At 53.8% G+C, this 26393-nt stretch carries 21 protein-coding genes and 2 tRNA genes; 13 read left to right on the forward strand and 10 right to left on the reverse strand.

All coding sequences use genetic code 11. The features are described from left to right. Positions 1-77: 77 nt before the first annotated feature. From B9Y90_RS05515 to B9Y90_RS05530, 4 genes are all read left to right on the forward strand, one after another. The gene (locus B9Y90_RS05515; RefSeq protein ID WP_085540500.1) at positions 78-1532 is read left to right on the forward strand and encodes an AMP nucleosidase; all 1455 of its coding nucleotides are present in this window, start codon (positions 78-80) and stop codon (positions 1530-1532) included. A gap of 21 nt (positions 1533-1553) precedes the next feature. Further along, the gene (locus B9Y90_RS05520; protein WP_085540501.1) at positions 1554-3332 is read left to right on the forward strand and encodes an aminopeptidase P family protein; all 1779 of its coding nucleotides are present in this window, start codon (positions 1554-1556) and stop codon (positions 3330-3332) included. A 295-nt stretch (positions 3333-3627) separates the two neighbouring features. Next, a tRNA-Asn gene (locus B9Y90_RS05525) sits at positions 3628-3703 on the forward strand. A gap of 285 nt (positions 3704-3988) precedes the next feature. After that, positions 3989-6661 (forward strand): AAA domain-containing protein, encoded by a 2673-nt coding sequence (locus B9Y90_RS05530; protein ID WP_085540502.1) that lies wholly within the window; start codon positions 3989-3991, stop codon positions 6659-6661. Between the two features lie 120 nt (positions 6662-6781). Here the strand turns inward: B9Y90_RS05530 and B9Y90_RS05535 are convergent, their stop codons facing one another. Both B9Y90_RS05535 and B9Y90_RS05540 read right to left on the reverse strand, forming a co-directional pair. Continuing rightward, on the reverse strand, positions 6782-8170 hold the full coding sequence (locus tag B9Y90_RS05535; protein ID WP_039297012.1) for an APC family permease: 1389 nt from the start codon (positions 8168-8170) through the stop codon (positions 6782-6784). Positions 8171-8548: 378 nt separating this feature from the next. Next, a complete protein-coding gene (locus tag B9Y90_RS05540; protein WP_061278439.1) occupies positions 8549-9967 on the reverse strand; it encodes a glutamine synthetase family protein in 1419 nt (472 codons plus the stop codon). A 212-nt stretch (positions 9968-10179) separates the two neighbouring features. On the opposite strand from B9Y90_RS05540, the gene puuD reads away from it, so the two are divergent. The 5 genes from puuD to B9Y90_RS05565 all read left to right on the forward strand — a co-directional run bounded on the left by puuD (position 10180) and on the right by B9Y90_RS05565 (position 15019). After that, on the forward strand, positions 10180-10944 hold the full coding sequence (puuD, locus tag B9Y90_RS05545; protein WP_008454959.1) for a gamma-glutamyl-gamma-aminobutyrate hydrolase: 765 nt from the start codon (positions 10180-10182) through the stop codon (positions 10942-10944). A 25-nt stretch (positions 10945-10969) separates the two neighbouring features. Beyond that, the gene (puuR, locus tag B9Y90_RS05550; RefSeq protein ID WP_039294996.1) at positions 10970-11527 is read left to right on the forward strand and encodes an HTH-type transcriptional regulator PuuR; all 558 of its coding nucleotides are present in this window, start codon (positions 10970-10972) and stop codon (positions 11525-11527) included. Positions 11528-11664: 137 nt separating this feature from the next. Next, entirely contained in the window at positions 11665-13158 is a 1494-nt protein-coding gene (gene puuC, locus B9Y90_RS05555; RefSeq protein WP_085540503.1) for an aldehyde dehydrogenase PuuC, read from the forward strand. Next, positions 13155-14435, forward strand: coding sequence for an NAD(P)/FAD-dependent oxidoreductase (locus B9Y90_RS05560; protein WP_085540504.1), 1281 nt, complete (start codon positions 13155-13157; stop codon positions 14433-14435). Before puuC ends, B9Y90_RS05560 begins: the two co-directional genes overlap by 4 nt. Positions 14436-14758: 323 nt before the next feature. After that, on the forward strand, positions 14759-15019 hold the full coding sequence (locus B9Y90_RS05565; RefSeq protein WP_052050381.1) for a YdgH/BhsA/McbA family protein: 261 nt from the start codon (positions 14759-14761) through the stop codon (positions 15017-15019). A 44-nt stretch (positions 15020-15063) separates the two neighbouring features. On the opposite strand, the gene ldtA is transcribed toward B9Y90_RS05565, so the two are convergent. Further along, complete coding sequence (gene ldtA / locus B9Y90_RS05570) at positions 15064-15999, reverse strand: L,D-transpeptidase (protein ID WP_085540505.1); 936 nt, start codon at positions 15997-15999, stop codon at positions 15064-15066. A gap of 159 nt (positions 16000-16158) precedes the next feature. Between ldtA and B9Y90_RS05575 the strand changes: the two genes are divergently transcribed. Further along, positions 16159-17400: a mechanosensitive ion channel family protein gene (locus tag B9Y90_RS05575; protein WP_039295008.1), complete on the forward strand. Its 1242-nt coding sequence runs from the start codon at positions 16159-16161 to the stop codon at positions 17398-17400. Here B9Y90_RS05575 and B9Y90_RS05580 read toward each other — a convergent pair. Next, positions 17397-18851, reverse strand: coding sequence for an EmmdR/YeeO family multidrug/toxin efflux MATE transporter (locus tag B9Y90_RS05580; protein ID WP_039295011.1), 1455 nt, complete (start codon positions 18849-18851; stop codon positions 17397-17399). The two genes, B9Y90_RS05575 and B9Y90_RS05580, sit on opposite strands and share 4 nt — an antisense overlap. A gap of 197 nt (positions 18852-19048) precedes the next feature. Between B9Y90_RS05580 and B9Y90_RS05585 the strand changes: the two genes are divergently transcribed. Further along, positions 19049-19124: transfer RNA gene (locus B9Y90_RS05585), tRNA-Asn, on the forward strand. Between the two features lie 66 nt (positions 19125-19190). Here B9Y90_RS05585 and B9Y90_RS05590 read toward each other — a convergent pair. The 6 genes from B9Y90_RS05590 to B9Y90_RS05615 form a co-directional block, all read right to left on the reverse strand. Beyond that, the gene (locus B9Y90_RS05590; protein ID WP_085540506.1) at positions 19191-19547 is read right to left on the reverse strand and encodes a putative T6SS immunity periplasmic lipoprotein; all 357 of its coding nucleotides are present in this window, start codon (positions 19545-19547) and stop codon (positions 19191-19193) included. Positions 19548-19744: 197 nt separating this feature from the next. After that, complete coding sequence (locus B9Y90_RS27215) at positions 19745-20080, reverse strand: type III secretion system effector protein (protein WP_254902662.1); 336 nt, start codon at positions 20078-20080, stop codon at positions 19745-19747. Positions 20081-20405: 325 nt separating this feature from the next. Continuing rightward, on the reverse strand, positions 20406-20918 hold the full coding sequence (locus tag B9Y90_RS05600; RefSeq protein WP_085540507.1) for a hypothetical protein: 513 nt from the start codon (positions 20916-20918) through the stop codon (positions 20406-20408). A 194-nt stretch (positions 20919-21112) separates the two neighbouring features. After that, on the reverse strand, positions 21113-21637 hold the full coding sequence (locus B9Y90_RS05605) for a hypothetical protein (protein ID WP_139827349.1): 525 nt from the start codon (positions 21635-21637) through the stop codon (positions 21113-21115). Positions 21638-21953: 316 nt separating this feature from the next. Further along, positions 21954-23081 carry a DNA alkylation repair protein gene (locus B9Y90_RS05610; protein WP_085540509.1) on the reverse strand — a complete coding sequence of 376 codons (1128 nt, stop codon included), beginning with the start codon at positions 23079-23081 and terminating at the stop codon, positions 21954-21956. Between the two features lie 84 nt (positions 23082-23165). Then, positions 23166-23834: a Crp/Fnr family transcriptional regulator gene (locus B9Y90_RS05615; RefSeq protein ID WP_039295030.1), complete on the reverse strand. Its 669-nt coding sequence runs from the start codon at positions 23832-23834 to the stop codon at positions 23166-23168. 292 nt (positions 23835-24126) lie between these two features. Here B9Y90_RS05615 and deoD point away from each other — a divergent pair, with 292 nt between their 5' ends. Both deoD and B9Y90_RS05625 read left to right on the forward strand, forming a co-directional pair. Then, entirely contained in the window at positions 24127-24840 is a 714-nt protein-coding gene (deoD, locus tag B9Y90_RS05620) for a purine-nucleoside phosphorylase (protein ID WP_254902664.1), read from the forward strand. Between the two features lie 22 nt (positions 24841-24862). Next, the gene (locus tag B9Y90_RS05625; RefSeq protein ID WP_085540511.1) at positions 24863-26389 is read left to right on the forward strand and encodes a purine-cytosine permease family protein; all 1527 of its coding nucleotides are present in this window, start codon (positions 24863-24865) and stop codon (positions 26387-26389) included. Positions 26390-26393: the final 4 nt, after the last annotated feature.

Raw genomic sequence — 26393 nt, forward strand, 5'->3', positions numbered from 1 at the left:
CCGTCTTCCACTTCCGTTCTGCTCCCGGCATGACATACTGAGACACTAACCCGGCGAGAACCGGTAAAGGAGAATCAATGAATAATAACGTTGTATGCCAGGGGCTGACGCCTGCTGAAGCCCTGGAGAAGCTGGAAGCGCTGTACGAAAACTCGGTAACCGCCCTTCGCGATGCGATTGCCCTCTACACCCAACAAGGCACGCTGCCGGACGTAGACGCGCGTTCCGACGGGCTGTTTGTCTACCCGGAACTGCGGGTGAGCTGGGACGGCGTTCCCCGTGGCCCGAAAAACACCCGCTCCTATGCCCGCTTTACCCACTCCGGCAGCTACACCACCACGGTGACCCGTCCCACGCTGTTTAAAAGCTACCTGCACGAACAGTTGAGTCTGCTGAGCGAAGACTATGGTGTGCACATTGAGGTTGGCCCTTCTCAGCACGAAATCCCTTACCCGTACGTGATTGACGGCCTGAACCTCGACCGTACGATGAGCGCCGGGTTGACGCGCCATTTCCCGACCACCGAGCTGTCGCAGATTGGCGATGAAACCGCCGACGGCCTGTTCCACCCTACGGAAGCCTGGCCGCTGTCGCACTTTGACGCCCGCCGGGTAGACTTCTCGCTGGCTCGCCTTCGCCACTACACCGGCACGCCAGTGGAGCACTTCCAGCCCTTCGTGCTGTTCACCAACTACACCCGCTATGTGGACGAGTTTGTCCGCTGGGGCTGCCAGCAAATCCTCGACCCGGACAGCCCGTATATCGCCCTGTCCTGCGCCGGAGGCACCTGGCTGACCGCCGACACCGAAGCCCCTGAAGAGGCAATTTCCGACCTGGCATGGAAAAAACACCAGATGCCAGCCTGGCACCTGATCGATAAAAACGGCAGCGGCATTACGCTGATTAATATTGGCGTTGGCCCGTCCAACGCCAAAACCATCTGCGATCACCTCGCGGTGCTGCGCCCGGATGCCTGGCTGATGATTGGCCACTGTGGCGGGCTGCGTGAAAGCCAGCAGATTGGCGACTACGTGCTGGCCCACGCCTATCTGCGTGACGATCACGTGCTGGATGCGGTGCTGCCACCGGACATTCCTATTCCAAGCATCGCCGAAGTACAACGCGCCCTTTATGACGCCACCAAACAAGTGAGCGGCATGCCGGGCGAAGAAGTGAAACAGCGCCTGCGCACCGGCACGGTGGTCACCACCGATGACCGCAACTGGGAGCTACGTTATTCAGCTTCTGCGTTGCGCTTTAATCTCAGCCGCGCGGTGGCTATCGACATGGAAAGTGCGACGATTGCCGCCCAGGGTTATCGCTTCCGGGTGCCTTACGGCACGCTGCTGTGCGTATCAGACAAACCATTACACGGCGAAATTAAGCTGCCAGGCCAGGCTAACCGCTTCTATGAGGGGGCGATTTCCGAGCACCTGCAAATTGGCATTCGCGCCATTGATTTGCTGCGCGCCGAAGGGGAAAAGCTGCACTCGCGCAAGCTGCGCACTTTCAACGAGCCGCCGTTCCGTTAACAACAATAATTAGGAAGCTGGATGCAACACACTTCTTCACTCGGCGCACTGCGTGCGCTGCTCAGGGAGCGCGAGCTGGATGGGATCATCGTGCCGCGCGCCGACGCCCATCAGAGCGAATACTGTGCGACTCATGACAATAAACTCGAATTTATCAGCGGCTTTACCGGTTCCGCCGGGCTGGCATTAGTGCTTGCCGACCGCGCTCTGTTGTTTGTGGACGGACGCTATCAGGTTCAGGCTCGCCATCAGGTGAATGTGCAGGAGTTTGAGATTCATCATCTGCACGACGAGCCGCTTCACCTTTGGCTCCGCGATAACCTTCCGACGGGCAAACGCATCGCCTTCGAACCGCTGCTGATGGTCAACAGTCAGTACGAAAACCTGCGTACCAGCGGCTGCGATCTGGTGGCGGTGGATGACGATCCGCTCGATGCTATCTGGCCTGACCGCCCGGCGGCACCCTGCGGGGAAATCATCGCCATGCCAGACGACATCAGTGGCGAAAGCTCCGCCTCAAAGCGTGAGCGGGTCGCCCAGGTATTGAGCAAAGACGGCGCGGATTATCTGGCGCTGACGCTGCCGGACAATATCGCCTGGCTGCTGAACGTGCGTGGCTCGGATATTCCAATGAGCCCGGTGCCGCACTCCTTCGCGCTGTTGAGCGCCAGGGGCGACATTGAATGGTTTGTGGCGGAAGGAAAACTGCGGAAGCTGGATAAAGCCTGGCTTAACGGCATCACGATCCGCCCGATGAGTGAATTCCTTGCGCGCTGCCAGCAGGCCGCGACCGGGAAACGCATCCTCATCGACGCGGACTCTGCGCCGGTTGCGGTGCGCTTTGCCGTGGAGCAAGGCGGAGGCAGCGTGCTGTGGGCACCGGATCCTGTCACGCTAATCAAAGCCAATAAGAACGAAAGCGAACTGGCGGGCTACCGCGACAGCCACATCGAAGACGGCGTGGCCTGGGTGAACTTTCTTGCCTGGCTGACCCGAGAAGTGCCGCGCCGTGAAGCCGCAGGCAATCCAGTCACCGAGCTGGAGGCCCAGGAAAAACAGCTCAGCTTCCGCCAGCAGGGCTCCACCTTTACCGAACAAAGCTTTAGCACCATTTCCGCGGCAGGCAGCAACGCCGCGATGTGCCACTACCACTCTTCGCCGGAAACGAATTTCGCCCTTACCGCCGCGCAGTTCTACCTCAATGATTCCGGCGGGCAGTATATCAACGGCACGACGGACGCCACCCGCACGCTCAGCTTTGGCGAGCTGGATGCGACCCGCCGCCTGCACTACACCGCCGTGTTGAAAGGCTTCCTGGCGCTGATTTCGCTGCAGTTCCCGCAGGGGACTCAGGGCCACCAGCTCGATGCCTTTGCCCGTCGCCCGCTCTGGGCGCTGGGGCTGGATTACGACCACGGCACCGGGCACGGCGTTGGCCACCGGCTGATGATCCACGAAAACCCACACCGCATGGCGAAAAAGGTGAACCCGTGGCCGATGCTGCCGGGCAACATTATCACCATCGAGCCGGGTTATTACCAGGCGGACAGCCACGGGATCCGCATCGAAAACCAGGTCGAGGTCATTGCCTCCCAGCCTGGCTTCTGCAAATTCTCGTCGCTGACGCTGATCCCTATCGATTTGGCCGCGGTCGATGTTGATTTGCTCAGCCCGCAGGACATCGCCTGGCTTGACGATTACCACCGGCAGGTGCGGGAAACGCTCTCCCCGCGCGTGAACGAAGAGGTGCGTCAATGGCTTGAAGCTGCCACATTGCCCGTCAGTCAACAGCGTAAGTAGTAACCGTTTAAGGCCGCGTTTGCGGCCTTTTAAAGGTGCTAACAAAGAGGGAAAAAGCGTGGTTTTTCCCTCTTTGTGGTTATCTGCCGAAAATCAATGAATTGATTTTCCTGTTTGTTTAAATGCGCCGTCTGTTATTTATTCTCTCCACAGAGCTTTGCCAACTGCCTGTTAAGGCCGCGTTAGCGGCCTTTTTCATTGATTTGCTGGATTAATCGGCAGTTGAACGCATTTCACCAAAACAGGCTTTGACAACCCAGTCCCACCTCGTTAGTATTCGCCCCGTTCACACGATTCCTCTGTAGTTCAGTCGGTAGAACGGCGGACTGTTAATCCGTATGTCACTGGTTCGAGTCCAGTCAGAGGAGCCAAATTTAAGAAGCCTGCTTAGGAAACTAAGCGGGCTTTTTGCTTTTTTATCCTGCTCCACCCAGTCAGCATGATGTATCTAACCGTGCCTGTTCAGTTTTTCCGCTACGCTGGGAGAAATTATTCATACATTCGATAACGCATTTAATGCGCTGGCCCAGAAAATAAAACTTCACCCAAACAACAAAGGCAGCATATAAATAAATTAATTTATTAAACTCTAACTTCCCCCTTAATAGGTACTCCGGTATAGTATTTGACTTTCGCTAAACTCAGGGAGAAGAGAAATGGTCACCATCGTTGTTGATGGGGAAGATAAAACCGCCAAAATTTCAAACTGGACACTATATAATTCCAAAAGTAACGACACCGTTCATTTGACATGCCATTTCCCCTCAGGGAAAACATACACTCGTCCTCTTAGCGTCTGCCGTGTGATCCCCACAGTGGAAACTAATAGCAACATATTGTTCCGTAAAGGCCAGCCAAACGCACAACGTATCGATAAAGCGCAAATTATTGGTAATAAATATGCACTTATTAAATATGTTGATTCTGAAAAAATTTGGATTTATAAATTCGAAGATATCCAGTTAGTCACCGAGTCCTCTTTAAAGCAGAGTTCCGTTTTTTCATACTTTCGTCGTATTGCTGAACAACGTGCTTTTCAGGCCTCGGGGGGGAAAGAAAACATTGCTGGAAACATTGTCAGACAGATGGACAAGCTCATTGCTCATCCTGACACCGCGCTTGAAGCTTATTGTTCCGGTCAAAATGCATTCCGTCCTGATCCAGAGAATTTCATCTATCCCTTCGGATTGAATGAAAGCCAAATGCAGGCGATACAGAAAGCCTTTAGCCATCAAATATCTGTCATTGAAGGTCCTCCTGGCACTGGAAAGACCCAGACCATATTGAATATTATTGCAAACATTCTGCTTAGCAACGGTACCGTTGCCGTTGTCTCAAATAACAATTCTGCGGTTGATAACGTCTACGAAAAACTTGGGAAAGTGGGTCTTGATTACCTGGTGGCAAAACTGGGCAGTACGGAAAAACGAGCAGCGTTTTTTGATAAACAACCCTCAAAACCTTTCGAGCAAATCATTTCTGCGCCCGAAAAAATGCAGCTAACCGAGCAAATTAAAAAACTTAAAAATCACTTAAGCACACAAGGTGATGTCGCAAAACTACAGGCAGAAATTGATGAACTAAACATAGAAGACAAATACCTTCAGCAGTGGCTTGAAGAACATACTCTTAACACGCTGCCAGATGTGACAGGCTTCGGACTAAAAAAAGAGAAAATCACCGATCTTATGGCGTTCATTAACGCTGTGCCCGACGATAAACTCGACTGGCGTCATCGCCTGTCACTCCTTTTTAGATTTGGCATCTTCAGAACAAAGCCACTGAATACTCGGCAGAAAAGGCAAACACTCTTCATTGCTCTTCAGCACTATTTCTACAGATCGCGACTGCAGCAAGCACAACGTGAGTTAATCGAAAAAGAAAATTTTCTAGAAAAAAATAAGTTTGAAGAATTATTGCAGCATGTCACCTCAGGTTCTCTGGCATTTTTGAAGCAGCATCTAAAACATGCCATTCCGGTAAACATTAAGTTTTCAGCAGATACTTACCATGAACAATTTGCCGACTTTATCCAGCGCTACCCTATTATTGGCAGCAGCACGCATTCTATCGCAAACTCATTAGCTCAGGGTAAGCTGCTGGACTATGTCATTATCGATGAAGCTTCTCAGCAGGATATTGTCCCGGGGATTCTGGCGCTGGCATGCGCCCGAAATGTGATTGTGGTCGGCGATCGTAAACAACTCCCACACGTACCCGAAAAAACAGCTATTACGGCCCCGAAACCTTATTATGACTGCAACAGTAAAAGCCTGCTGGATTCACTATTCGGCGTATACGACGAGTCTCTTCCGGTCACATTGCTGAAAGAGCACTATCGCTGTCATCCCAGGATTATTCATTTCTGCAACAAGCAATTTTATGACAATCAGCTCGTTGTTATGACCCGTGATAAAGGTGAGGATGCTCTCTCTTTGATTATTACCGCAAAAGGCAACCATGCCCGAGGCTATAAAAATCAGCGAGAAATTGAATCTTTCATGGAAGTCTCCGATAGTAGCTCGAATAGCTGCGGCTTTATCTCTCCGTACAACGCACAAGTTTCACTTTCTGAACAAATGCTGCCGTCGGAATTTATTACCTCGACCGTCCATAAATTCCAGGGAAGAGAATGTGAGCAGATTGTTTTTTCAACCGTTATAGACAAAAAAATGGATGCCAAAACACTCGATTTTGTAGACGACCCACACTTAATTAATGTGGCTGTTTCAAGGGCACAAAAACGCTTTACCTTAACAACAGGGGAAAATGTTTTCACTGGTAATAACAAACATATCGCGGCGCTAGTACGTTACATGAAATACTATTCCAACGAGGCGCAGATTCATTACAGCCCCGTAGTCAGCGCTTTCGACTTGCTCTATCGAGAGTACGATCGCTCATTAGACAGGTTAAGGCGCAGGCTAAGTGCAAAAGACTCCTTTTACCTGTCAGAGCAGATTGCAACGCGTGTAATAAAAGACGTACTGCAACGAGCAGAGTACCATTCGCTTGTTTTCCATAAGCAAATTTTGCTACAACAGCTGGTAAAAAATTCCAATATCCGTTTAAGTCAACGTCAAAAAGAGTTTTTGGCACAAGGCGCTAGCTGTGATTTTGTTTTTTATTTTCACGTTGGAAAACTGCCTCTCGCAGTTATTGAAATAGACGGCCATCACCACGAAATGCCCAAACAACGTGAACGTGATGAATTGAAAAATACAATCCTGAAAGAGAGTGGTATTGCGCTGCTGAGACTCAAAACTACCGATAGCAAAGTTGAGGAAAAGATAGCGAACTTTCTTCTGTCGAGCATGCTGGAAAACTAGGTAGAGTTAGTAGGATAGCCAACCATTACCTGTACATTTTCCGCTATTTTTGGCAGTAACAGAATAATAAAAGCCCGCTTAATTCACCTTAAGCGGGCTTCTTCTCTAACGCAACACACCTTACTCCCAGGCGCGTTCGGCCTTCGTGGCGTCAAACACCGGCGGTGGCCTGCGGAAGCGGCGAGTGAGGAAGGCAAGATACAGAATGCCGACCGCCGCCCACACCAGTCCAAGCGTCAGGGACGTGACTTCCAGGTTCACCCACAGCACCGCCACCGTCGCTGCACCAATCAGCGGCAAAATGAGGTAGTGCAGTTTCTCACGCCAGGTTTTATTGCGCCCTTCGCGACGCCAGAAGTGGTTAAACACCGACAGATTCACGAAGGTAAAGGCCACCAGTGCGCCGAAGTTGATCAGCGCCGTCGCCGTTACCAGGTCGAAGAACAGCGCGGACAGAGCCACGATACCGACCATGATCACGTTCAGCGCCGGGGTGCGCCATTTCGGGTGCACGTAGCCGAAGTATTTTTCCGGGAAGACGTTGTCGCGCCCCATCACATAAAGCAGGCGAGAAACGCTGGCGTGGGAGGCCAGCCCGGAAGCCAGGGTATTCACAAAGGTCGTGCAGAGGAAAATCGACTGGAACAGCTTGCCGCCAACATAGAGGGCAATCTCCGGCAGCGCTGCGTCCGGATTTTTAAAGCGGCTGATATCCGGGAAGAACAGCTGCATAAAGAACGAGGCAACGATAAAGATAATGCCGCCATAGGCCGCGGTAAGGAAAATGGCTTTAGGAATGGTGCGCGCCGCATCGGGTGTCTCTTCCGACAGCGTGGTCACCGCATCAAAGCCGAGGAACGAGAAGCAGACTATCGTCGCGCCGGTAATCACCGGGATCAGGTGCGCATTTTCGCTGATAAACGGCTGTAGCGACCAGACGGTGCCCACACCTTCGCCTTTGTGCAGCCCCTGCACCACCAGAATGATAAACACCACCATGATGGCAATTTGGACCAGCACAAACAGGGTATTGAAGTTCGCCACCAGATTGACGCTCTTCAGGTTGGCCGCCGTCAGGATGCAGACAAAACCGACCACCCAAATCCACGGCGGGACTTCGGGGAACAGCGCCGAAAGGTAGATTTTTGCCAGCAGGACGTTAATCATCGGCAGGAACAGATAGTCCAGCAGCGAAGACCAGCCCACCATAAAGCCTACGTGCGGGCTGATGGCCTTTTGGGCGTAGGTATAAGCTGAGCCCGCCTGCGGGAACTGGCGTACCAGTTTGCCGTAGCTGATGGCGGTGAACAGCACGCCCGCCAGCGCAAGCAGGTAAGATGCAGGTACGTGGCCGTCGCTGATGCCGGACACAATCCCGAAGGTATCAAACACCGACATCGGCGTGAGATAGGCCAGGCCCATCACCACCACCTGCCAGAGTTTCAGAGATTTACGCAGCTGCGGTTTCCCCGCCTGCGAAGCAATGTCTACGGTAGAGTTAGTCGCCATGACGATGTCCCCCCACGCGAATACAGGTTTGCGAAACATTGTTCGTTCGGGCAAACCTGCTTAGCCTGGGGGTTAATCGTAACTGTCGGGGTACGGGAATAAGGTTCACGCAGGCCGCTGGCCCGTCGTTGTCAATACGGCAGCAGCGTTCGCCCTCGCCGTGCGGATATTTAAACATTTGCGTCTGCATCATTTCATTTCCTCGTCGTACACATTGTCGTTAACTGAAGACCCGTTGCCGCCCGCGCTCCATTACGCGACTTCGGGAAATGGCAGGTTGCCCTGCAAAACGTCCGGCCTGGCTCCGCTCAGTCCGTATGATGCTACTTATTTATTAGTGTGCCCGGCCATGTAAGCTCTGCCGGGCAGGCGCCACAATCAGGCGTTTTTCAGCATCCACTCAATTTCAGTTTCTGTGATTAAACGCTCAAACTGCACCAGCTCATCGTGTTTGCACGCATGGAAAACGTGGCTGAAACGCTCGCCCAGCAGGTCGCGCAGATGATCGTTCTGGGTGAACTCCCACAGCGCGTCGCTCTGGCGGATCGGGAACGGCAGCCCTTCCTGCTCCAGCCCGTTGCCTTCCACTTCTTCCTGCAGCGGCAGGTCGTTATCCAGCCCGTGTAAAATCCCGGCCAGGATTGTCGCCATCACCAGATACGGGTTGGCATCCGCCCCCGCCACGCGATACTCCACGCGGTGGTTGTCCCGGTCGCCGCACGGAATGCGTAGCGCTACGGTGCGGTTGTTATGCCCCCACGAAGCCTGAGTCGGGACGTACATCCCCGGCTGGAAGCGGCGCCACGAGTTCACGTTCGGGGCCAGCAGCGCCATCGACGACGGCATCAGGTGGATCATGCCCGCCAGCGCGCGTTTCAGCAGCGCTGAGTCTTCGCCATCGGCGTCCGCCAGCACGTTTTCGCCTTTGTTATTCAGCACGCTGATGTGGATATGCATCCCGCTGCCCGCATGCTCTTCATACGGCTTCGCCATAAAAGTGGCGTGCATCTTATGCTTCTCTGCAACAGTTCGCACCAGGCGTTTTAACGCCAGCGCATCATCGCAGGCATCCAGCACGTTATCGGTGTGGTGCAGGTTGATTTCGAACTGCCCCGGTGAAGCTTCTGCTACCGCGCCGTCGGCGGGGATCAGCTGGAGGCGAGCCAGATCGTCGATGTCGGTCAGCACATCGGCAAAGTGGTTAAGGTTATCGACGGAGTAGACCTGGCTTTGGGTATTGCGGTCGTCAGTGCCCGGCGCGCAGGGCGGCTGCAGGTAGCCTTCGGCGTCACGCTGGCGATCAATTAAATAGAACTCCAGCTCTACCGCTACCACGGGGAATAGCCCACGCTGGCGCAGCTGCTGCCAGAGTCGGTTCAGCACGTTCCGCGGCTCAACGTCAAAGGGAGCGCCATCTTCATCCAGCATGGTCAGCATCATCTGGCCGATGAATTCCGGGTCAGCCGCCGAAGGGGTGAGCGTGCCCAGCACCGGCACACAGCGGCGGTCCGGCTCACCCAGCTCCTGCCCCAGCCCGGCCTCTTCTACTACGTTCCCAAGAATATCCATGGCAAACACGGAAGCCGGGAAGTAACAGCCCTTCTCTACCTTACGCAGCCCGGCCACCGGAATACGTTTTCCCCGGAAGCAGCCGTTAAGGTCAGTGAGAAGGACATCGACATATTGGGTATTGGGATAACGTTCAAGGAAGGTATTCACTTCGCGTGCAAACGCGCTACTTCGTCTCTCTTCGGAATGCTGAACAAAATTCTCAACTTCTACGATATTGGTTTCCATGATTCACCGCCGTTGCGTTGGATGCCGGTCGCTGATGTCGACCGTTAAATATAATGTCCACTTATCGACAATGGTGCGAAATAAAATGTTTGTCAAATGTTAATTTAAGTTTGCAAGACAGTTAAACCGCTGCTAAGTTGAGAAAATATTGAACGGAAATGGCCAACATGGAATCGTTTGGAAATAATTTAGTCCAGAATGTGAGGTTGATCATGGTCGATATATTTGACAAGCCGTTAATCGGCGTTGTGATGTGCAGAAACAGGCTTAAGGGTCATCTGACCCAAACGTTGCAAGAAAAGTACCTGAATGCGGTATTGAACGCGGGCGGCTTACCCATTGCCCTTCCCCACGCGCTGGCAGAGCCTGAACTGCTGGAAGCGCTGCTGCCAAAACTGGACGGGATCTTCCTGCCGGGCAGCCCCAGCAACGTGCAGCCGCACCTCTATGGTGAAAACGGCGATGAGCCTGACGCCGACCCCGGGCGTGATGAACTGAGCATGGCGCTTATCGCCGCCGGGCTCAAAAGGCGCATCCCCATTTTCGCCATCTGCCGGGGTTTACAGGAACTTGTTGTCGCCACCGGCGGGACTCTGTATCGTCGCCTGAGCGATCGTCCTGAGTTTCTGGAGCACCGTGAAGATCCGGAACTCCCGGTGGAGCAGCAGTATGCCCCATCACACGAAGTCCAGGTTCATGAGGGAGGATTGCTTTCGCAGTTGATACCGGGCTGCAACACGTTTTGGGTGAATTCATTACATGGCCAGGGAGCGAAAACGCTGGGTCCGCTGCTGCGCGTCGAGGCGCGTTCACAGGATGGTCTGGTGGAAGCTGCGAGCGTTCACGATCATCCTTTTGCCCTCGGGGTTCAGTGGCATCCGGAATGGAACAGTAGCGAATATGCACTATCGCGTTTGTTGCTTGAGGGTTTTATCACCGCCAGTCAGAACCACCTCGCTGAAAAGCAGCGGCTCTGACCACTACCGTTAAGGAAATGCCACTATGAGCGATGACGGCCTGGCGCCGGGTAAACGTTTGTCAGAGATCCGCCAGCAATTGGGTCTGTCTCAACGTCGTGCCGCCGAACTGTCTGGATTAACGCATAGCGCCATCAGCACCATAGAACAGGACAAAGTCAGTCCTGCCATCAGTACGCTGCAAAAGCTGCTGAAAGTCTACGGGCTGTCGCTCTCCGAGTTCTTCGCGGAACCGGAAAAACCTGATGAGCCGCAGGTCGTTATCAATTACGACGATCTGATTGAAATAGGCAGTCAGGGTGTTTCAATGAAATTAATACACAATGGGAATCCTAACCGTACGCTGGCGATGATCATTGAGACCTATCAACCGGGAACCACCACCGGTGAAAGGATCAAACACCAGGGTGAGGAGACGGGCACGATACTGGAAGGTGAAGTGGTTTTGACCGTTAACGGCCAGACCTGGCACCTGGTTGCGGGGCAAAGTTATGCCATTAATACCGGCATGCCGCACAGCTTCAGCAACACCTCGGCAGGCATCTGCCGCATTATCAGCGCCCACACCCCCACCACGTTCTAATTATTTTCAGGCCTGAGTATTCAGGCCTTATTTCCAAACCTTTTTTAACAGGACTTATTTCCTGGGGCTTTTTGCAGCCCAAATTTGCCTGAAGAACCCAGTAAGGCCATTTATCCGATTGAATAAAAGGAGTCATCATGGACTTTCAGCATCTTAATTACTGGCAGGAGAAAGCCAAAAATACCTCGCCGGAAACTCGATTGTTTATTAACGGTGAATATTGCGCTGCGCAGGACGGCGAAACTTTTAGCACCGTTGACCCTTTTGCGCAGCGTGACCTTGCCGAAGTGGCGCGAGGCAAAAAAGCGGACGTCGATATTGCGGTTAAGGCCGCCCGTGATGTGTTTGATCGCGGGGACTGGGCGCAGGCTTCCCCGGCCAAACGCAAAGCCGTGCTCAGCAGGCTGGCGGATTTAATGGAGCAGCATCACGAGGAGCTGGCGCTGCTGGAAACGCTCGACACCGGCAAGCCTATCCGCCATAGCCTGCGTGATGATATTCCGGGCAGCGCCCGTGCGATTCGCTGGTACGCCGAGGCCATCGACAAAGTCTACGGCGAAGTCGCCACCACCGGCGTTAACGAGCTGGCGCTGATTGTGCGCGAACCCGTTGGCGTGATTGCCGCCGTTGTGCCGTGGAACTTCCCACTGCTGCTGGCCTGCTGGAAGCTCGGCCCGGCGCTGGCGGCGGGCAACAGCGTGATCCTTAAACCTTCTGAAAAATCACCGCTATCGGCAATTCGTCTTGCGGCGCTGGCTAAAGAAGCGGGCCTGCCGGACGGCGTGTTTAACGTCGTGACCGGGTTGGGTCATGAGGCGGGCCAGGCGCTGGCTCAGCACCCGGACGTGGACGTGATTACCTTCACCGGCTCCACCCGTACCGGCAAACAGCTGCTGAAAGATGCGGGCGACAGCAATATGAAACGCGTCTGGCTCGAAGCCGGCGGAAAAAGCGCCAACATCGTTTTTGCCGACTGCCCGGACCTGTCAAAAGCCGCAGCAACCACCGCCGCCGGTATTTTCTATAACCAGGGCCAGGTCTGCATCGCCGGGACTCGCCTGCTGCTGGAAGAAAGCATCGCCGACGAGTTTATTGCCCTGCTGAAAGAGCAGGCGAAAAACTGGCAGCCCGGCAACCCGCTCGACCCGGAAACCACTATGGGGACGCTGATCGACTGCGCCCACGCCGACAACGTTCACGGCTTTATTCGCGACGGGGAAAGCCAGGGCAAGCTGGCGCTCGACGGGCGGAACAGCACTCACCCGGCGGCTATCGGCCCGACAATCTTCACCGACACAACCGCAGATGCACGGGTCGGCAAGGAAGAGATCTTCGGCCCGGTGCTCGTCGTCACCCGCTTCACCTCCGAAGCCCAGGCGCTAGCCCTTGCCAACGACAGCGACTATGGCCTCGGCGCCGCCGTGTGGACCCGGGATCTCTCCCGCGCCCACCGCATGAGCCGCAGCCTTAAAGCCGGTTCCGTTTTCGTCAATAACTACAACGACGGCGATATGACCGTCCCGTTCGGCGGCTACAAGCAGAGCGGCAACGGCCGCGATAAATCCCTGCATGCCCTTGAGAAATTTAGCGAACTGAAAACCATCTGGATTGCCCTGGAGCCTTCATCATGACTGAACATACCACCAGCTATTACGCGGCCAGCGCCAACCAATATGAGCCGTTCCCGCAGTTGAACGAGTCCGTGACCTGCGACGTGTGCGTGGTTGGCGGCGGCTACACCGGCCTTTCGTCCGCGCTGCATCTGTCCGAAATGGGTTATGACGTGGTGCTGCTGGAGTCCGCACGCATCGGTTTCGGTGCCAGCGGGCGCAACGGCGGGCAACTGGTGAACTCCTACAGCCGCGACATCAACGTGATTGAGCGCCGCTATGGCCCGGAAGCAGCCAAAATGCTCGGCAGTATGATGTTCGAAGGCGGGGAAATTATTCGCGAGCGCATCAAGCGCTACCAGATTGACTGTGACTATCGCCCCGGCGGCCTCTTTGTAGCGATGAACCACAAACAAATGGAAACCCTGGAAGAGCAAAAGGCCAACTGGGAAGGCTACGGCAACACCCAGCTTGAACTGCTGGACGCCAGCGAACTGAAGCGCGAGGTGAACAGCGACCGCTACGTCGGCGCCCTGCTCGACCACAGCGGCGGCCATATTCACCCGCTCAATCTGGCCATTGGCGAGGCCAATGCGATTGGCCTGAACGGCGGGCGCATTTTCGAGCAGTCTCCGGTGACCCATATTGAGCATGCCAGCCCGGCCATCGTCAGCACGGAGAAAGGCAAGGTCACGGCGAAGTATGTGATCGTCGCCGGCAACGCTTACCTCGGCAATAAACTCGAACCTGAACTGGCGAAGCGCAGCATGCCGTGCGGCACGCAGGTACTGACCACCGAGCCACTGGGGGAAGATCTTGCGCGCTCGCTGATCCCGAGAAATTACTGCGTGGAGGATTGTAACTACCTGCTGGATTACTACCGCCTGACCGCCGATAACCGCCTGCTGTACGGCGGCGGCGTGGTGTACGGCGCCCGTGACCCGGCGGATATTGAACGCCTGGTGATGCCAAACCTGCTGAAAACCTTCCCGCAGCTGAAAGGCGTGAAGATTGACTACAGCTGGACCGGGAACTTCCTGCTGACGCTGTCTCGCCTGCCGCAGGTGGGCCGTCTGGATAAGAATATTTATTACAGCCAGGGCTGCAGCGGGCACGGCGTGACCTATACCCACCTGGCTGGCCGCCTGATTGCAGAACTGCTGCGCGGCGATGCGGAACGCTTCAATGCCTTCGCCAACCTGCCGCATTACCCGTTCCCGGGTGGCCGCACGTTCCGCATTCCGTTTACCGCAATGGGCGCGGCTTACTACAGTCTTCGCGATCGCCTTGGGGTTTAATTTGCCTTCGCTATTGTTCAAAAGGCTCGGTCACGCTGAGACTGACGAGCAATAACCCGACGCACGGAGCGATCCCCTCCGTGCGTTTTTTTATTAACGGCCCACCGTTGTATGACCGCCAAAACTTCACGTTACGTTAGATATAATTAAGGAAAAAATAAGGTGGTTTAAAGTAATTTACAGTCAATAACACCCAGATATTACCAGCCAGAATTTTTGAAAGTCTTCATCAATAACCCCCGCTATTCATTGCTTAAGCGGCAACGTAGCATGCAACGCATTCACCGACGACTCACTTTAATACCTACATTGAGAGACTCATTATGATGCGTAAACTAATTAACTCCGCCCTGGCCCTGACCGTATTGACCGCCCTTACCGGTACAGCTTTAGCCGCGACCGAAGTCCAGCAAACCGGCACCGGACAAAGCATTGGCTCGGTATCAACCAGCGGGGCAACCACCCTGGATCAGGCGATAAATCAACTTTCTGACAAAGCAGATAAAGCCGGTGCCACATCCTTTAAAGTGACTTCCGCTGGCGGGCAAAATAAACTTTTTGCTACTGCAGAATTATTCAAATAAATAAAAGCTCGCGATATGCGAGCTTTTATTTTTCTGACTGAATATTACAGTCGCCCTGTATCCGTGGCGGCTGTATTTATTTGGACTGGCATCCCCGAGCGCCTGTTAAGGGCTTCACTTACCACCGACGTATTCACCCCAGACGCCTGAGTTTCGCTGCGCAATACGGCGGTCATTGGCAGCGGCACTTTCTTGTCGGACTCAAACTCCGCGCGGTTGCGCGACAGCGGCTCGTGAACCTCCAGCCAGCGTTTGCCGTCCGGCTCAGTGGTTATCTTCACCGGCTGGTCAATCAACTGCACGCGTGTCCCGACCGGCACATTATCGAACAGGAATTTAATATCGTCGTTGCGCAGGCGGATACAACCCTGGCTGACGCGCAGGCCGATACCAAAATTGGCATTGGTACCGTGAATGGCATACAGCTTGCCGATGTAAATGGCGTACAGGCCCATCGGGTTATCCGGCCCCGGCGGCACAAAGGCAGGCAGCGTTTTGCCTTCTTTGGCGTATTCACGGCGGGTATTCGGGGTTGGCGTCCAGGCCGGGGCATCCTGCTTGCGCTCAACGCGGGTGACCCAGTTGCGCGGCGTTTCGCGTCCTGCCTGGCCGATACCTATCGGCAGGATTTCTACGGTGTTAGTGTCCTTCGGATAATAATAAAGGCGCATTTCCGCCACGTTCACCACGATCCCTTCCCGCACGGTATCCGGCAAAATAACCTGCTGCGGAATCACCAGCTGCGTGCCCACTTTAGGCAGGAACGGATCGACGCCCGGATTGGCCTCCAGCATATTGCTGAAGCCCTGCCCGTACTGAGCAGCAAAGTGTTCCAGCGGCTCCTTGTTCCCTTCCGGCACGGTAATCGTCAGGGGCGCGCCAACAAGGCGGCTGCCTTCCGGCGGTAAAGGATATGTCACGGCCATCGCGCTCTGCGTGACCGCCGCCAGAGCAAATGCCAGCGTGGAGAAACGAATCATAATTTCCCTGTTAGTTAACATGATGTGAATGCATTAAGCATAACCGCCCTGAGACAATTCTGTAAGGATTAGGCGTTAATATGTCTATTAATTGTACAGCCGGGTTGCGACTGCTGGCTTGAGAGGGCATGATGTCCTCTTGTTTTTAAAGGAGACGTTATGCAGGAATTGATATCCGCCCTCGAGCAATACGGCATTCAACCCGGCCACACCACTTCCCTGATCGTCATTTTCGGCATCATTTTTCTTACCGCGCTGGTGGTGCATTTTATTCTGCACGGCATTGTTCTGCGTGCCTTTGAGAAGCGCGCGCAGTCCAGCTCCAGCCTCTCTTTACAGATAATCACCCAGAACAAACTGTTTCAGCGGCTGGCGTTTCTGCTGCAGGGCATCATCGTTAACGTTCAGGCGGTACTGTGGCTGCAAAAAGGCAGCGATGCGGCAACCATTCTGACCACCTGCGCCCAGCTGTGGGTCATGCTTTACGCGCTGATGTCCTTCTTCTCGCTGCTGGACGTGATCTTCGGCCTGTCGGGGAAATTCGCCTTTGCTTCTCAGCTACCGCTGAAAGGCATTTTCCAGGGCGTGAAGCTGCTGGCCGCGATTATCGTCGGCATCATGATGGTTTCGCTGCTGATCGGCAAATCCCCGGCAATATTGATAAGCGGCCTTGGCGCGATGGCCGCCGTGCTGATGCTGGTGTTTAAAGATCCGATTCTCGGCCTGGTTGCAGGGATCCAGCTTTCTGCCAACAGCATGCTGAAAATGGGCGACTGGCTGGAAATGCCGAAATACGGCGCGGACGGGGCGGTGATCGACATCGGCCTGACGACGGTAAAAGTCCGTAACTGGGACAACACCATTACCACTATCCCAACCTACGCGCTGGTGTCTGACGCGTTTAAAAACTGGAGCGGGATGTCAGCTTCCGGCGGGCGGCGCATCAAACGCAGCGTGAACATCGACACCACCAGCATCCGTTTTCTGTCGCAGGACGAGCAGGAGAAGCTGCTTAAAGCGAAACTGCTGCAGCCGTATATGGCCGAGCGCGGGAAAGAGATCAGCGAATACAACCAGCAGCACGCCGACGATTCGGTGCTGAACCAGCGCCAAATGACCAACGTCGGTACCTTCCGGGCATACCTGAACGAGTACCTGCGTAGCCACCCGCGTATTCGCAAAGACATGACGCTAATGGTGCGCCAGCTTGCCCCTGAAAGCGAAGGGCTGCCGGTGGAGATCTATGCCTTCACCAACACCGTGGTTTGGGCTGAGTATGAAAGCATTCAGGCCGATATCTTCGACCATATTTTTGCCGTGGTGGACGAGTTTGGACTACGTATTCACCAGACGCCAACCGGCAACGATATGCGGGCCATTGCCGGGGCTTTTGAGCGCTAAACGGCGCTTTCTTCCTGAACGGTAAGCGGTTCTTTCGGCGGTCGCGGGTATTTTTTCAGCCAGCGGCCGCTGACCATTCGCCAGTAGAAGCACGCGCCGCGCACCGCCCAGTCGCCAAACATCCCGAGCCAGACGCCCACTACGCCCATGCCCAATACAATCCCCAGCGTGTAGCCGGCGATAACACGGCAGCCCCACATCCCCGCCATTGAAACCCACATGGCAAAACGTGCGTCACGGGCGCCCTTCAGCCCGGCTGGCAGCACCCAGGAAGCGGCCCAGATAGGCATAAAGGCGGCGTTCATCCACAGCAGGACTTTCACGACTTCTTTGACGTCATCTTCGCTGGTGTAGAACGAGGCGAACAGCCCGGCGAACGGCGCGGTTCCCCACGCAATAATTGTCAGGCCAATGGTGGCGAGCCAGAACGTGTGGCGCAGCTGGCGCTCGGCCTGGCCGATTTGCCCTTTCCCGAGCCGCCTGCCGACGATGATCGTTGACGCCGACCCGAGGGCGTTACCCGGCAGGTTAATCAGTGAGGCCACGGAGAAGGCAATAAAGTTACCGGCGATCACGTTGGTCCCCATCCCGGCAACGAACATCTGCGTCAGCAGCTTGCCGCCGTTGAACAGCACCGATTCAACGCTCGCCGGAATGCCGATGCCGAGCACTTCCCACAAAATGCCCCAGTTGAGCGGCGTAAAGTAGCTTTTCAGCGAAATACGCAGCGCCGGGTTAAAGCCAATCATCAGTACGAAGATAATGCCCGCCGCGCCGATGTAGCGGGAAATCGTCAGCCCCAGTCCCGCGCCGACAAAGCCCAGCCCGCCCCAGCCAAAGATGCCGTAGATAAGAATGCTGCTGATGATGATGTTGAGGATGTTCATGCCGCCGTTAATCAGCAGCGGAATTTTGGTGTTCCCCGCCCCGCGCAGCGCCCCGCTGCCGATAAGCGCAATCGCCGCGGCCGGGTAGCTCCAGACAGTGGTTTGCAGATAAGAGAGTGCGAGAGCTTTAACTTCCGGCGTGGCGTTCCCGGCAATCACATCGATGATGTGCGTGCCCGCCAGATGAATGCCTGCGGCCATGATAAAAGAAACTATGGTCATCAGCACCAGCGACTGCCGGGCCGCCGCCCTCGCCCGCTCCGGATCCAGCCTGCCGAAGCTGAACGCCACCACCACCGTGGTGCCGAGATCGATAGCGGCGAAGAACGCCATGATCACCATGTTAAAACTGTCTGCGAGCCCTACGCCCGCCATCGCCTCTTTCCCTAACCAACTGACGAGGAAGGTACTGAGCACGCCCATCAACAACACGCAGGTGTTTTCGAGGAAAATTGGCACCGCCAGCGGCGTTATCTCACGCCAGAACAGCACCCGATAACTCTTACGTTTGGCGTACCACGGCGTTTTCGCCACGGTCTGGCGAAGGACTGCATGTAAGTTCAAGCGAGGACCTGCAAGGAAAGATAAAACGGCATTTCAAATAATGGGCAACAAATCGTTATCCTGCAAAGGATTTTTTTGTCTCTGATTGCCTGAAAAGGCAACAAGATGTTGATAGTTTCCGCAAACGCACCAGAGGGTGAGATTTTGCCTTTGACAAGCCACAGAGCCGCCGCTAATATTCGCCCCGTTCACACGATTCCTCTGTAGTTCAGTCGGTAGAACGGCGGACTGTTAATCCGTATGTCACTGGTTCGAGTCCAGTCAGAGGAGCCATATTTGAGAAGCCCGCTTAAGGAAACTTAAGCGGGCTTTTTGCTGTTGGTGGCTTGAGTAAAGGTGTTACTCCCAACCGCCAAGTTCGGTGATGTGTCTGTCATTATCAATAAAAAAGCTGTACCGATAGTTTACTTTATTCATCGTGTAGGATGCCTGGTAAATATACCCCGGCGTTAGCTCGATATTAATGCATGTATCCGGATACGAAAGTGAATCGTGATCGGTTACAGCAAGGACTTTGTATTCCCCCCCCTGAGTCGACGAAAGCACATAGCGAGTCAGCACGTCTGATTTGTCCACGGTGAAACAAATCTGGGGTCCGTCAATATAAATACTCTTCCACTCCCCCACCCCAAGATTTTCTCCGACGCATCCAGACAATGCGGTACACAAAAGGGTTAACTTGAATAAGTGATTCATAAAGGAAATCTCCCCAGTATTTTCTTGTACTGCGCCAACAGTGAAAACGTCGGCTCTGCCGGGCTAAACTGGCGAAGATTGTAGGTATTAGAATTGCCTCGAAATCCGTGAGTCTTCAATAGCCAGTAATCGCTAACGATACAGGCTTGCTGCTCCAGACTGTAATCGAGCAGTGTCTGTTTATCGAGATCATAGGTCTAGTCAGCAGCCCAGGAGAAAGCCCCGCGAGTCCTCACCCACATTCCGTGTTGATGCTGCCAGACATGCATCATTTCATGCATGAAGAGATGAGATGCATCGATGGGATTACGCTGAGTTGAGGAGAAATCAGGCTCATAGACGCCTTCCTGGAACCATATTTCTCCGTTAGGTGTCATGGCATAGTTATTATTTTGCATATTGAAAGGCAAATAGCTTCCGCGATGAATACAGACTTTGTGATATTTAATAGCGTTACCGTAGAGCGTTCTGGCGAGTTTAATTTCCCCGAGCGTCAGCAGTCGCAGACCACCTTGCTTTATTCCTTTAGACATATAACATTCCTTTAAGGAGGACTTATGCTACCATCGGATTAAAATCATACAATTATTTATTTTATGAATGAATTACGACAATGTAATCATGAGAAAAATAGTATATGGCCAATATACCCTTAGTCTTAGTAGATTTTTATTAATATTTTCCTTGTTTAAAAATTACTCTTGTTTTGTAATTAATGATTATCGATGAGCACACCAAAGAAATGTCCTTTTGACGGTGCGAGGTGTTAACTGATGAACTTTTTTGGGGTCTATCTATGAAAGGCACCGAACCGCAATGCATAACATTTCGATTCGGGGAAACAGGAGGTTTCAACGATTATTCAATAAAAGCCTGTGCAACAAAATTATAGGTGTATGTGCCAGGGTCAAGATCTTTTCCTACAGTATAAGAATGTACCGATCTAAATGTAAGTTCAGTCGCCTCCGTAACGATAATAGCGCTGGAATCTGCGGATTTGTTCACACTCGGAGGGATATATTCAGAGCCTTCTATCGAATAGTTCTCAACATCATCAAGTCTCGCCACAATCCCCCCAGTTTCTGACTCTACAGTACCATCGACAGATATTGACGTATTCTTATCGCCGGCTATTGCCACCTTAGTCCCTTCCGGTGCATCAGGGATTTCTACCTTAAGGCTAATCAACACATCACCCTGATTTATACGCCCCGTGAATACCTTCGGTTCACCTGCGGAAAGCTTAAGCCCCGTATACTGATTAACCGTGAAGTCTGACGTGGCGGTGACTATCCCTGCCGGTACTGCTGATGCGCCGGAGGCTAAAAACAAGGCTGACAACATGCTTAACGTGAAGAGTTTATTTTTCATGCCTGACCTCTCTGAAATGGCGGAGATTAGCAAAACGCGGCGCAACCCTATAACTTTAAGGTGTGAATTGAGACGATTAAGGCTCATTATTCACTATTTATACCTTTCAGGCGCTCAATACTTAAGAACAATTAAAGACACCGCACAGCAATGCATAACATTGCTGTGCGGTTAAACAGCGAGGGGCTTAGCTATTACACATTAAATGCCTGTGCTATAAAGGTATAATTATGTTTACCCTCGATATTATTGAAATAATCAGCTCCAGCGACGGAATTAATTTTCACCTCAGCGTCGCCAGCACCGTCGACAACAATAGTACCGACAGCAGAATTATCCTTCTGTGCAGCGCCATCAGGGAGGTATTCATTACCTTTAATAAGCCCGCTATCTGCAACACGGGCAACAATCTCCCGTTTTCCTGTTATATATTCATCGCTGCGGATACAAGCGCCGCTAACACTGATTCCCTGATTCACACCACCTATAGCGACCTTAACTCCTTGCGGGGCAGTCACTGTAAGATCAAATATCGGCTCACCAGCCCTGACAATTCCCTCAAACGTAGTCGCGGTGCTTGCACCGAACGTTAACGATGTATCAGCACTCACCGTGAACGTGGCAGTCTGCGTTTGACCCTTACCAATCCAGTCTGAGCTTGTTGGCGCAGCCATCGCGCTGGACGCTAAAAACATGCCTGATAATACGCTTAAAGCCATGAAACCTTTTTTTCATAATACATTCCCGTATTTGTCAATTTAAATAAATGCTCCTTAGAAAGCGAGGGATAAGCTAGCAAAGCACGCCTCAATTTTGAAATTTAAAGACATGAATTAAGATTGTTAATTTCTTTAAGTATGCAAATTAAATTTAACAAAAATGACATTAAATAAGGGAAGCGTATTTAGTCATTGTATGCAATGAAGGAAAATAAAAGCAGGGGCTATTCACACCAATTAGCATGGCTTTGACATTATCTGTCTGAAATAATACAGCCCCAAAACGCTGAGGCTGTATTCACTAAAACCGATTAATTTATAACTCCAACTCCCACTCCTCTCCCCCCAACACCTTACCGTTGACCTGGATCTCAATCCGCTGCACGCCGGGGTAATACTGGCGGGTGGTGATTGTCTTTACCGCATGCTTTTTCTCTATGGTGACCGTGCCTCCGGCAGGGAGTTCGAACGCGCGGAGCTTGAAAACTTTTGGGGCGGTGCTGCCGTTGGCTTTCATAAAGTGCAGCACGTAATCGACCACGATATTTTGCGGGGCGTTGCTGGTTGAGCGCAGGCTGACGTTAAATTCCAGGTTTTCGCCCAGCGCAATCGTTTTTTGTTTAAGGGAGAAAGCATCCAGCACGACATCTGCGCCGTGTTGCACGCCGATCAGCGCCAGCGCATCCGGGGCGCCATTCTTAATTAAGGTCCGCAGCGAGTGGCGGGTTATCCACGCGACTTTTTTCACGTCGTCACCACCGGACTGTTTCGCCTGCTGCTGCCAGCTTTGCAGAAGCTGAATCACGTAGCCCGGGTGGTCTTTGGTGATGTCATTGAGGTGGTTGGCGACGCTTTTTCTGACGTAAAGCTCCGGGTCGAACTTCAGGGCATCCAGAATGGCTCTGGTTCCCGCCGGGTCCTTGATAAACAGATGCAGCTTCTCGCCCCACGGCACGCGCGGGCGTGTGCCTTCCGAGGCCCAGCGGCGGATGTCCACGCTTTCGTCCTGCGCACACTGTAGAAGGAAGCGCATGGTCGCATCGGGATCCCGCTTGATAAAAGGCCTTACCGCCCATTCAGCGGTAAAACAGACGGTGACCACTTTCAGGGCTTCGAGGGAAAGTGCCGGGTGGTTCAGGCCATAGACCTGAATAAACTCCGCAAAGGGCCAGACGGCAAAGCCGCGCAGCTTGTTCTCTTTTAGCACCGAAACCACCACAGCCAATGCAGCCGGGTAGTCCTGCGGCAGTCCAGCCGCCAGCGCATCTCGGATGACCTGGACTCTGGCCTTCATTTCCAGCTTATCGAGGTTTTCCGCCTGGTTTAAAAACGCTTCGGCGTTAAAGGCGGGATAATGCCGCGCGATTAAGCTCGCGATGTCCTGCAAAAGCGCATGATTAAAGGCATGTTTAAACGCGTTCTGATTTTCGACGGACTCACTCACTGCACTACTCCATGGCGGATAACGTATTGCCGGAGTCTATCACTGTTTTTTCTTTGCTTTTTAGCCCTTTGCTACAAAAACTGGCTAGCTGATTCGCCCTGGGTTCGTCAGCACCTGGCGGAATTTTTCTATGTCGCAAATCACGTATTCATGGGCCACTTTCTGAATGTACTGCTCTTCTATCAGCTGGTTGATCACCCGGCGGTAGGTTCTCTCGGAGCAGCCAAAGCGCTCGGCCTCACGGGACACCTGCGAGAAATCCACCAGCGGCTTGTTCTGCTGATGGCGTTCATACAGGTCGGCCACGATGTTAAACACCAGCGGCTGCAGGAAACGCTCCATGGTTCTCGCCATTCCACGCTGGTAGCTGGTAGAAAGCAGCTGGCTGAGCCAGACGCCGACTTCCGCGTGGCTGGTCAGAATGGCGTCCATCATCGCCAGCGGAATGACTTTTACCGTCATGGTGTCGTGGGCCACGACCGAGAACTGGCTCGGCGTATGGGTGAGGTATTCAATTTCGCCGATGATAGTGTCGCTGACAAAGCGCTGCCCCAGGCTGAATGCCTTCCCGTTTTCGGCGTTGTAATGCATGGTGTACTCGCCGAGCGTGATCCAGTAGAGCGCTTTGATCTCCTCGCCCTGGCGCAGAATAAATTCATCGGGGCCGATCTCTTTGCTTTTAAGCGGCGCGGCGTACACGGCATCGCGCAGGATCTGGTGCCCGCGCTGAGCGAATTGCTGAATAATATTCATGGTGTTGTCGCTCTCCGGCAGGCTGCCATGCAGCTCAATAAGGTCATTAACCCGTCAAGTATTGCCTGTTTCGCCAGAGTCTGTGGCGAAAAAGGCGGCTGAGATTAACTATCGCCCCTCGGTATTGTCAATACTCCGCGTTTTGCTCACCCCTTGCCAGCCCTGGCGTTTCTCTTTTCTTGCAAAGGCAAAAATCAAATTTGTGATCGCCGTCAGCCCGGCCGGACATTTGCCTTTTTCTACAGAGCGCGGGATTTCTATCGTAATGGCATGAAACCAGCCTGGAGATCGTCTGATGACGCCACATATTAACGCCAACCCCGGCGACTTTGCCGAAACCGTGATCATGCCCGGCGACCCGCTGCGCGCGCAGTACATCGCACAGACGTATTTAACCGATGCAAAGCGCGTGTGCGACACCCGCAATATGTTCGGCTTTACCGGCTACTACAAAGGCAAGCGGCTTTCCGTGATGGCGCACGGGATGGGCATTCCGTCCGTTTCAATTTACGCCCATGAATTGATCAACGCGTTTGGCGTGAAGCAGCTTATTCGCATCGGCACCTGCGGGGCGGTGGATGAAAGCGTGGATATGCGTAACGTGATTGTCGCCACCGGCGCGGGCACCTCATCTTCGGTAAACCGCGACCGCTTTGGCGGCTACGACTACGCCGCCGTACCGGACTTTGAACTGCTGCGCCGCTGCTGGACGGCGGCCGAGCAACACAATATCCCGACCCAGTTCGGCAACACTTTTACCAACGACCTGCTGTACGACAAACCCGAAGGCATGCTCCCTGCCCTCAAAAAGATGAACATCCTTGCGGTGGAAATGGAAACCTCGGCGCTGTTCACCATCGCCGCGCAGTACCGCGCCAAAGCCCTGAGCCTGCTGACGGCCTGCGTAAGCAGCGTCACGGGGGAAGAGCCAACGGCAGAAGAACTACAAAACACGTTAGACAAAATGATTGAGCTCGCTTTAGAAACCGCACTTCTCTGCGATTGATTTCTCCCATAAGGGTTCTCCGATGACAAACTCTACACATCAGCCGGCCTCGGGCGGCATAAAAGTTGAAGCAAACGGCGTCAATGCCGTCCCGGAAGCGGAACGCTACGGCAAACCGGCCGGGCTGTTCCCGATCTGGTTTTCCTGGAACGTTTCTATTCTGGGGATGACCTATGGCATTTACGTTTACTCGCTCGGCCTGAGCGTCTGGCAGTCGATCACCGCCGGAATCATCGGCTACCTGCTTTCCTGCTGCCTGGTCGGCGTGCTGGCGGTGGGCGGGCCAAGAACCGGCCTGCCTACGCTGACCCAGACCCGTTTCTGCTTCGGCTACCACGGCAATAAATTCCCGACGCTGTTCGCCTATATCTCCAACATGGGCTGGAAAATCACCATTATTACCCTCGCCTCGTCCACCGGTGCGGCGCTGTTTGCCAAACTCTGGCCTGCGGCGTTTGCGCTGGCAGACGGCAAACCTACGCTGGTGTGTATTCTCGGCTGGTTCATCGTCAGTCTGGTGCTGACCATGTCGGTCGCCATTTATGGCCACCAGTTAATCATGAAGGTGGAGAAGTACATCGCCTGGCTGACCGGATTTATGAGCATCATCTTTATCTTCCTGATGCTGCCGCATATTCACTGGGAAAAGCTGGGCCAGAGCACGGCGCACGGCGACCTGCTGACGTACATTGGCGGCGTGGTGATGGCGATGACAATGGTGGGCCTGGGCTTCCTGAACTACGGCGGCGACTTTGCACGCTATCTGCCGAAGAAAACCCCGGCTTCGAAGGTTATTTTCTGGACGACCACGGGGATTTCCCTGCCGGTGAGCATCCTGCTGGTGCTGGGCGCATTCCTCGCCGACAGCAACCCGGATCTGAGCGCGGCGGCGGCGCAGTCGCCTATCGCCTCGCTGACTAACCTGCTGCCGTTCTGGTTCTACGTGCCGTTCTCCATCGTGATTATCGTTTCGCTGCTGGCGGCGGCCATTACCGGCGTATACAGCTCAGGCCTTGCCCTGCTGGCGCTTGGCATTCCGGCCAGCCGCGCCACGACGACCACCCTGAACGCGGCTATCATCGGCTTCGGCGCGTTCTACCTGATGTTTATTTCCGATTCGTTCCTGGCGACGTTCCAGTCGTTCCTGGCTTCTATCTCCGTGGTGATTGGCTCCGCCGGAGCAATTCAGCTGATTGACTTCCTGCGCCAGAAACGCCTGGGCTGGGATGTGGCGATGGCGAATAAAGCGGGTTTTGGTGGCCGCGATGGACGCTGGACGGCGCTGCTTTCGCTGGGGATCGCGACGTTTGTGGGGCTCGGCACAATTACTTCCGGTGACCCGTACATCGCGCACGTGGTTGGCTTCCTGCTGACGGAAGAAACCCGCCACAGCGTCTTTGCGACGGCGAACCTGGGCGTTATCGTCTCGATGCTGACCGGGGGCGTATTGTATTCGCTGCTGACCTTCGGCCTGAAAATTGAGCTGCCGGGGATATCATCTGCACAAGCGACATCAACCGTGCAGGGTAAAACCCAAAAAGCGCTGTAAGCCT

Source organism: Cedecea sp. NFIX57 (assembly GCF_900177785.1).
GTDB lineage: Bacteria > Pseudomonadota > Gammaproteobacteria > Enterobacterales > Enterobacteriaceae > Cedecea > Cedecea neteri_C.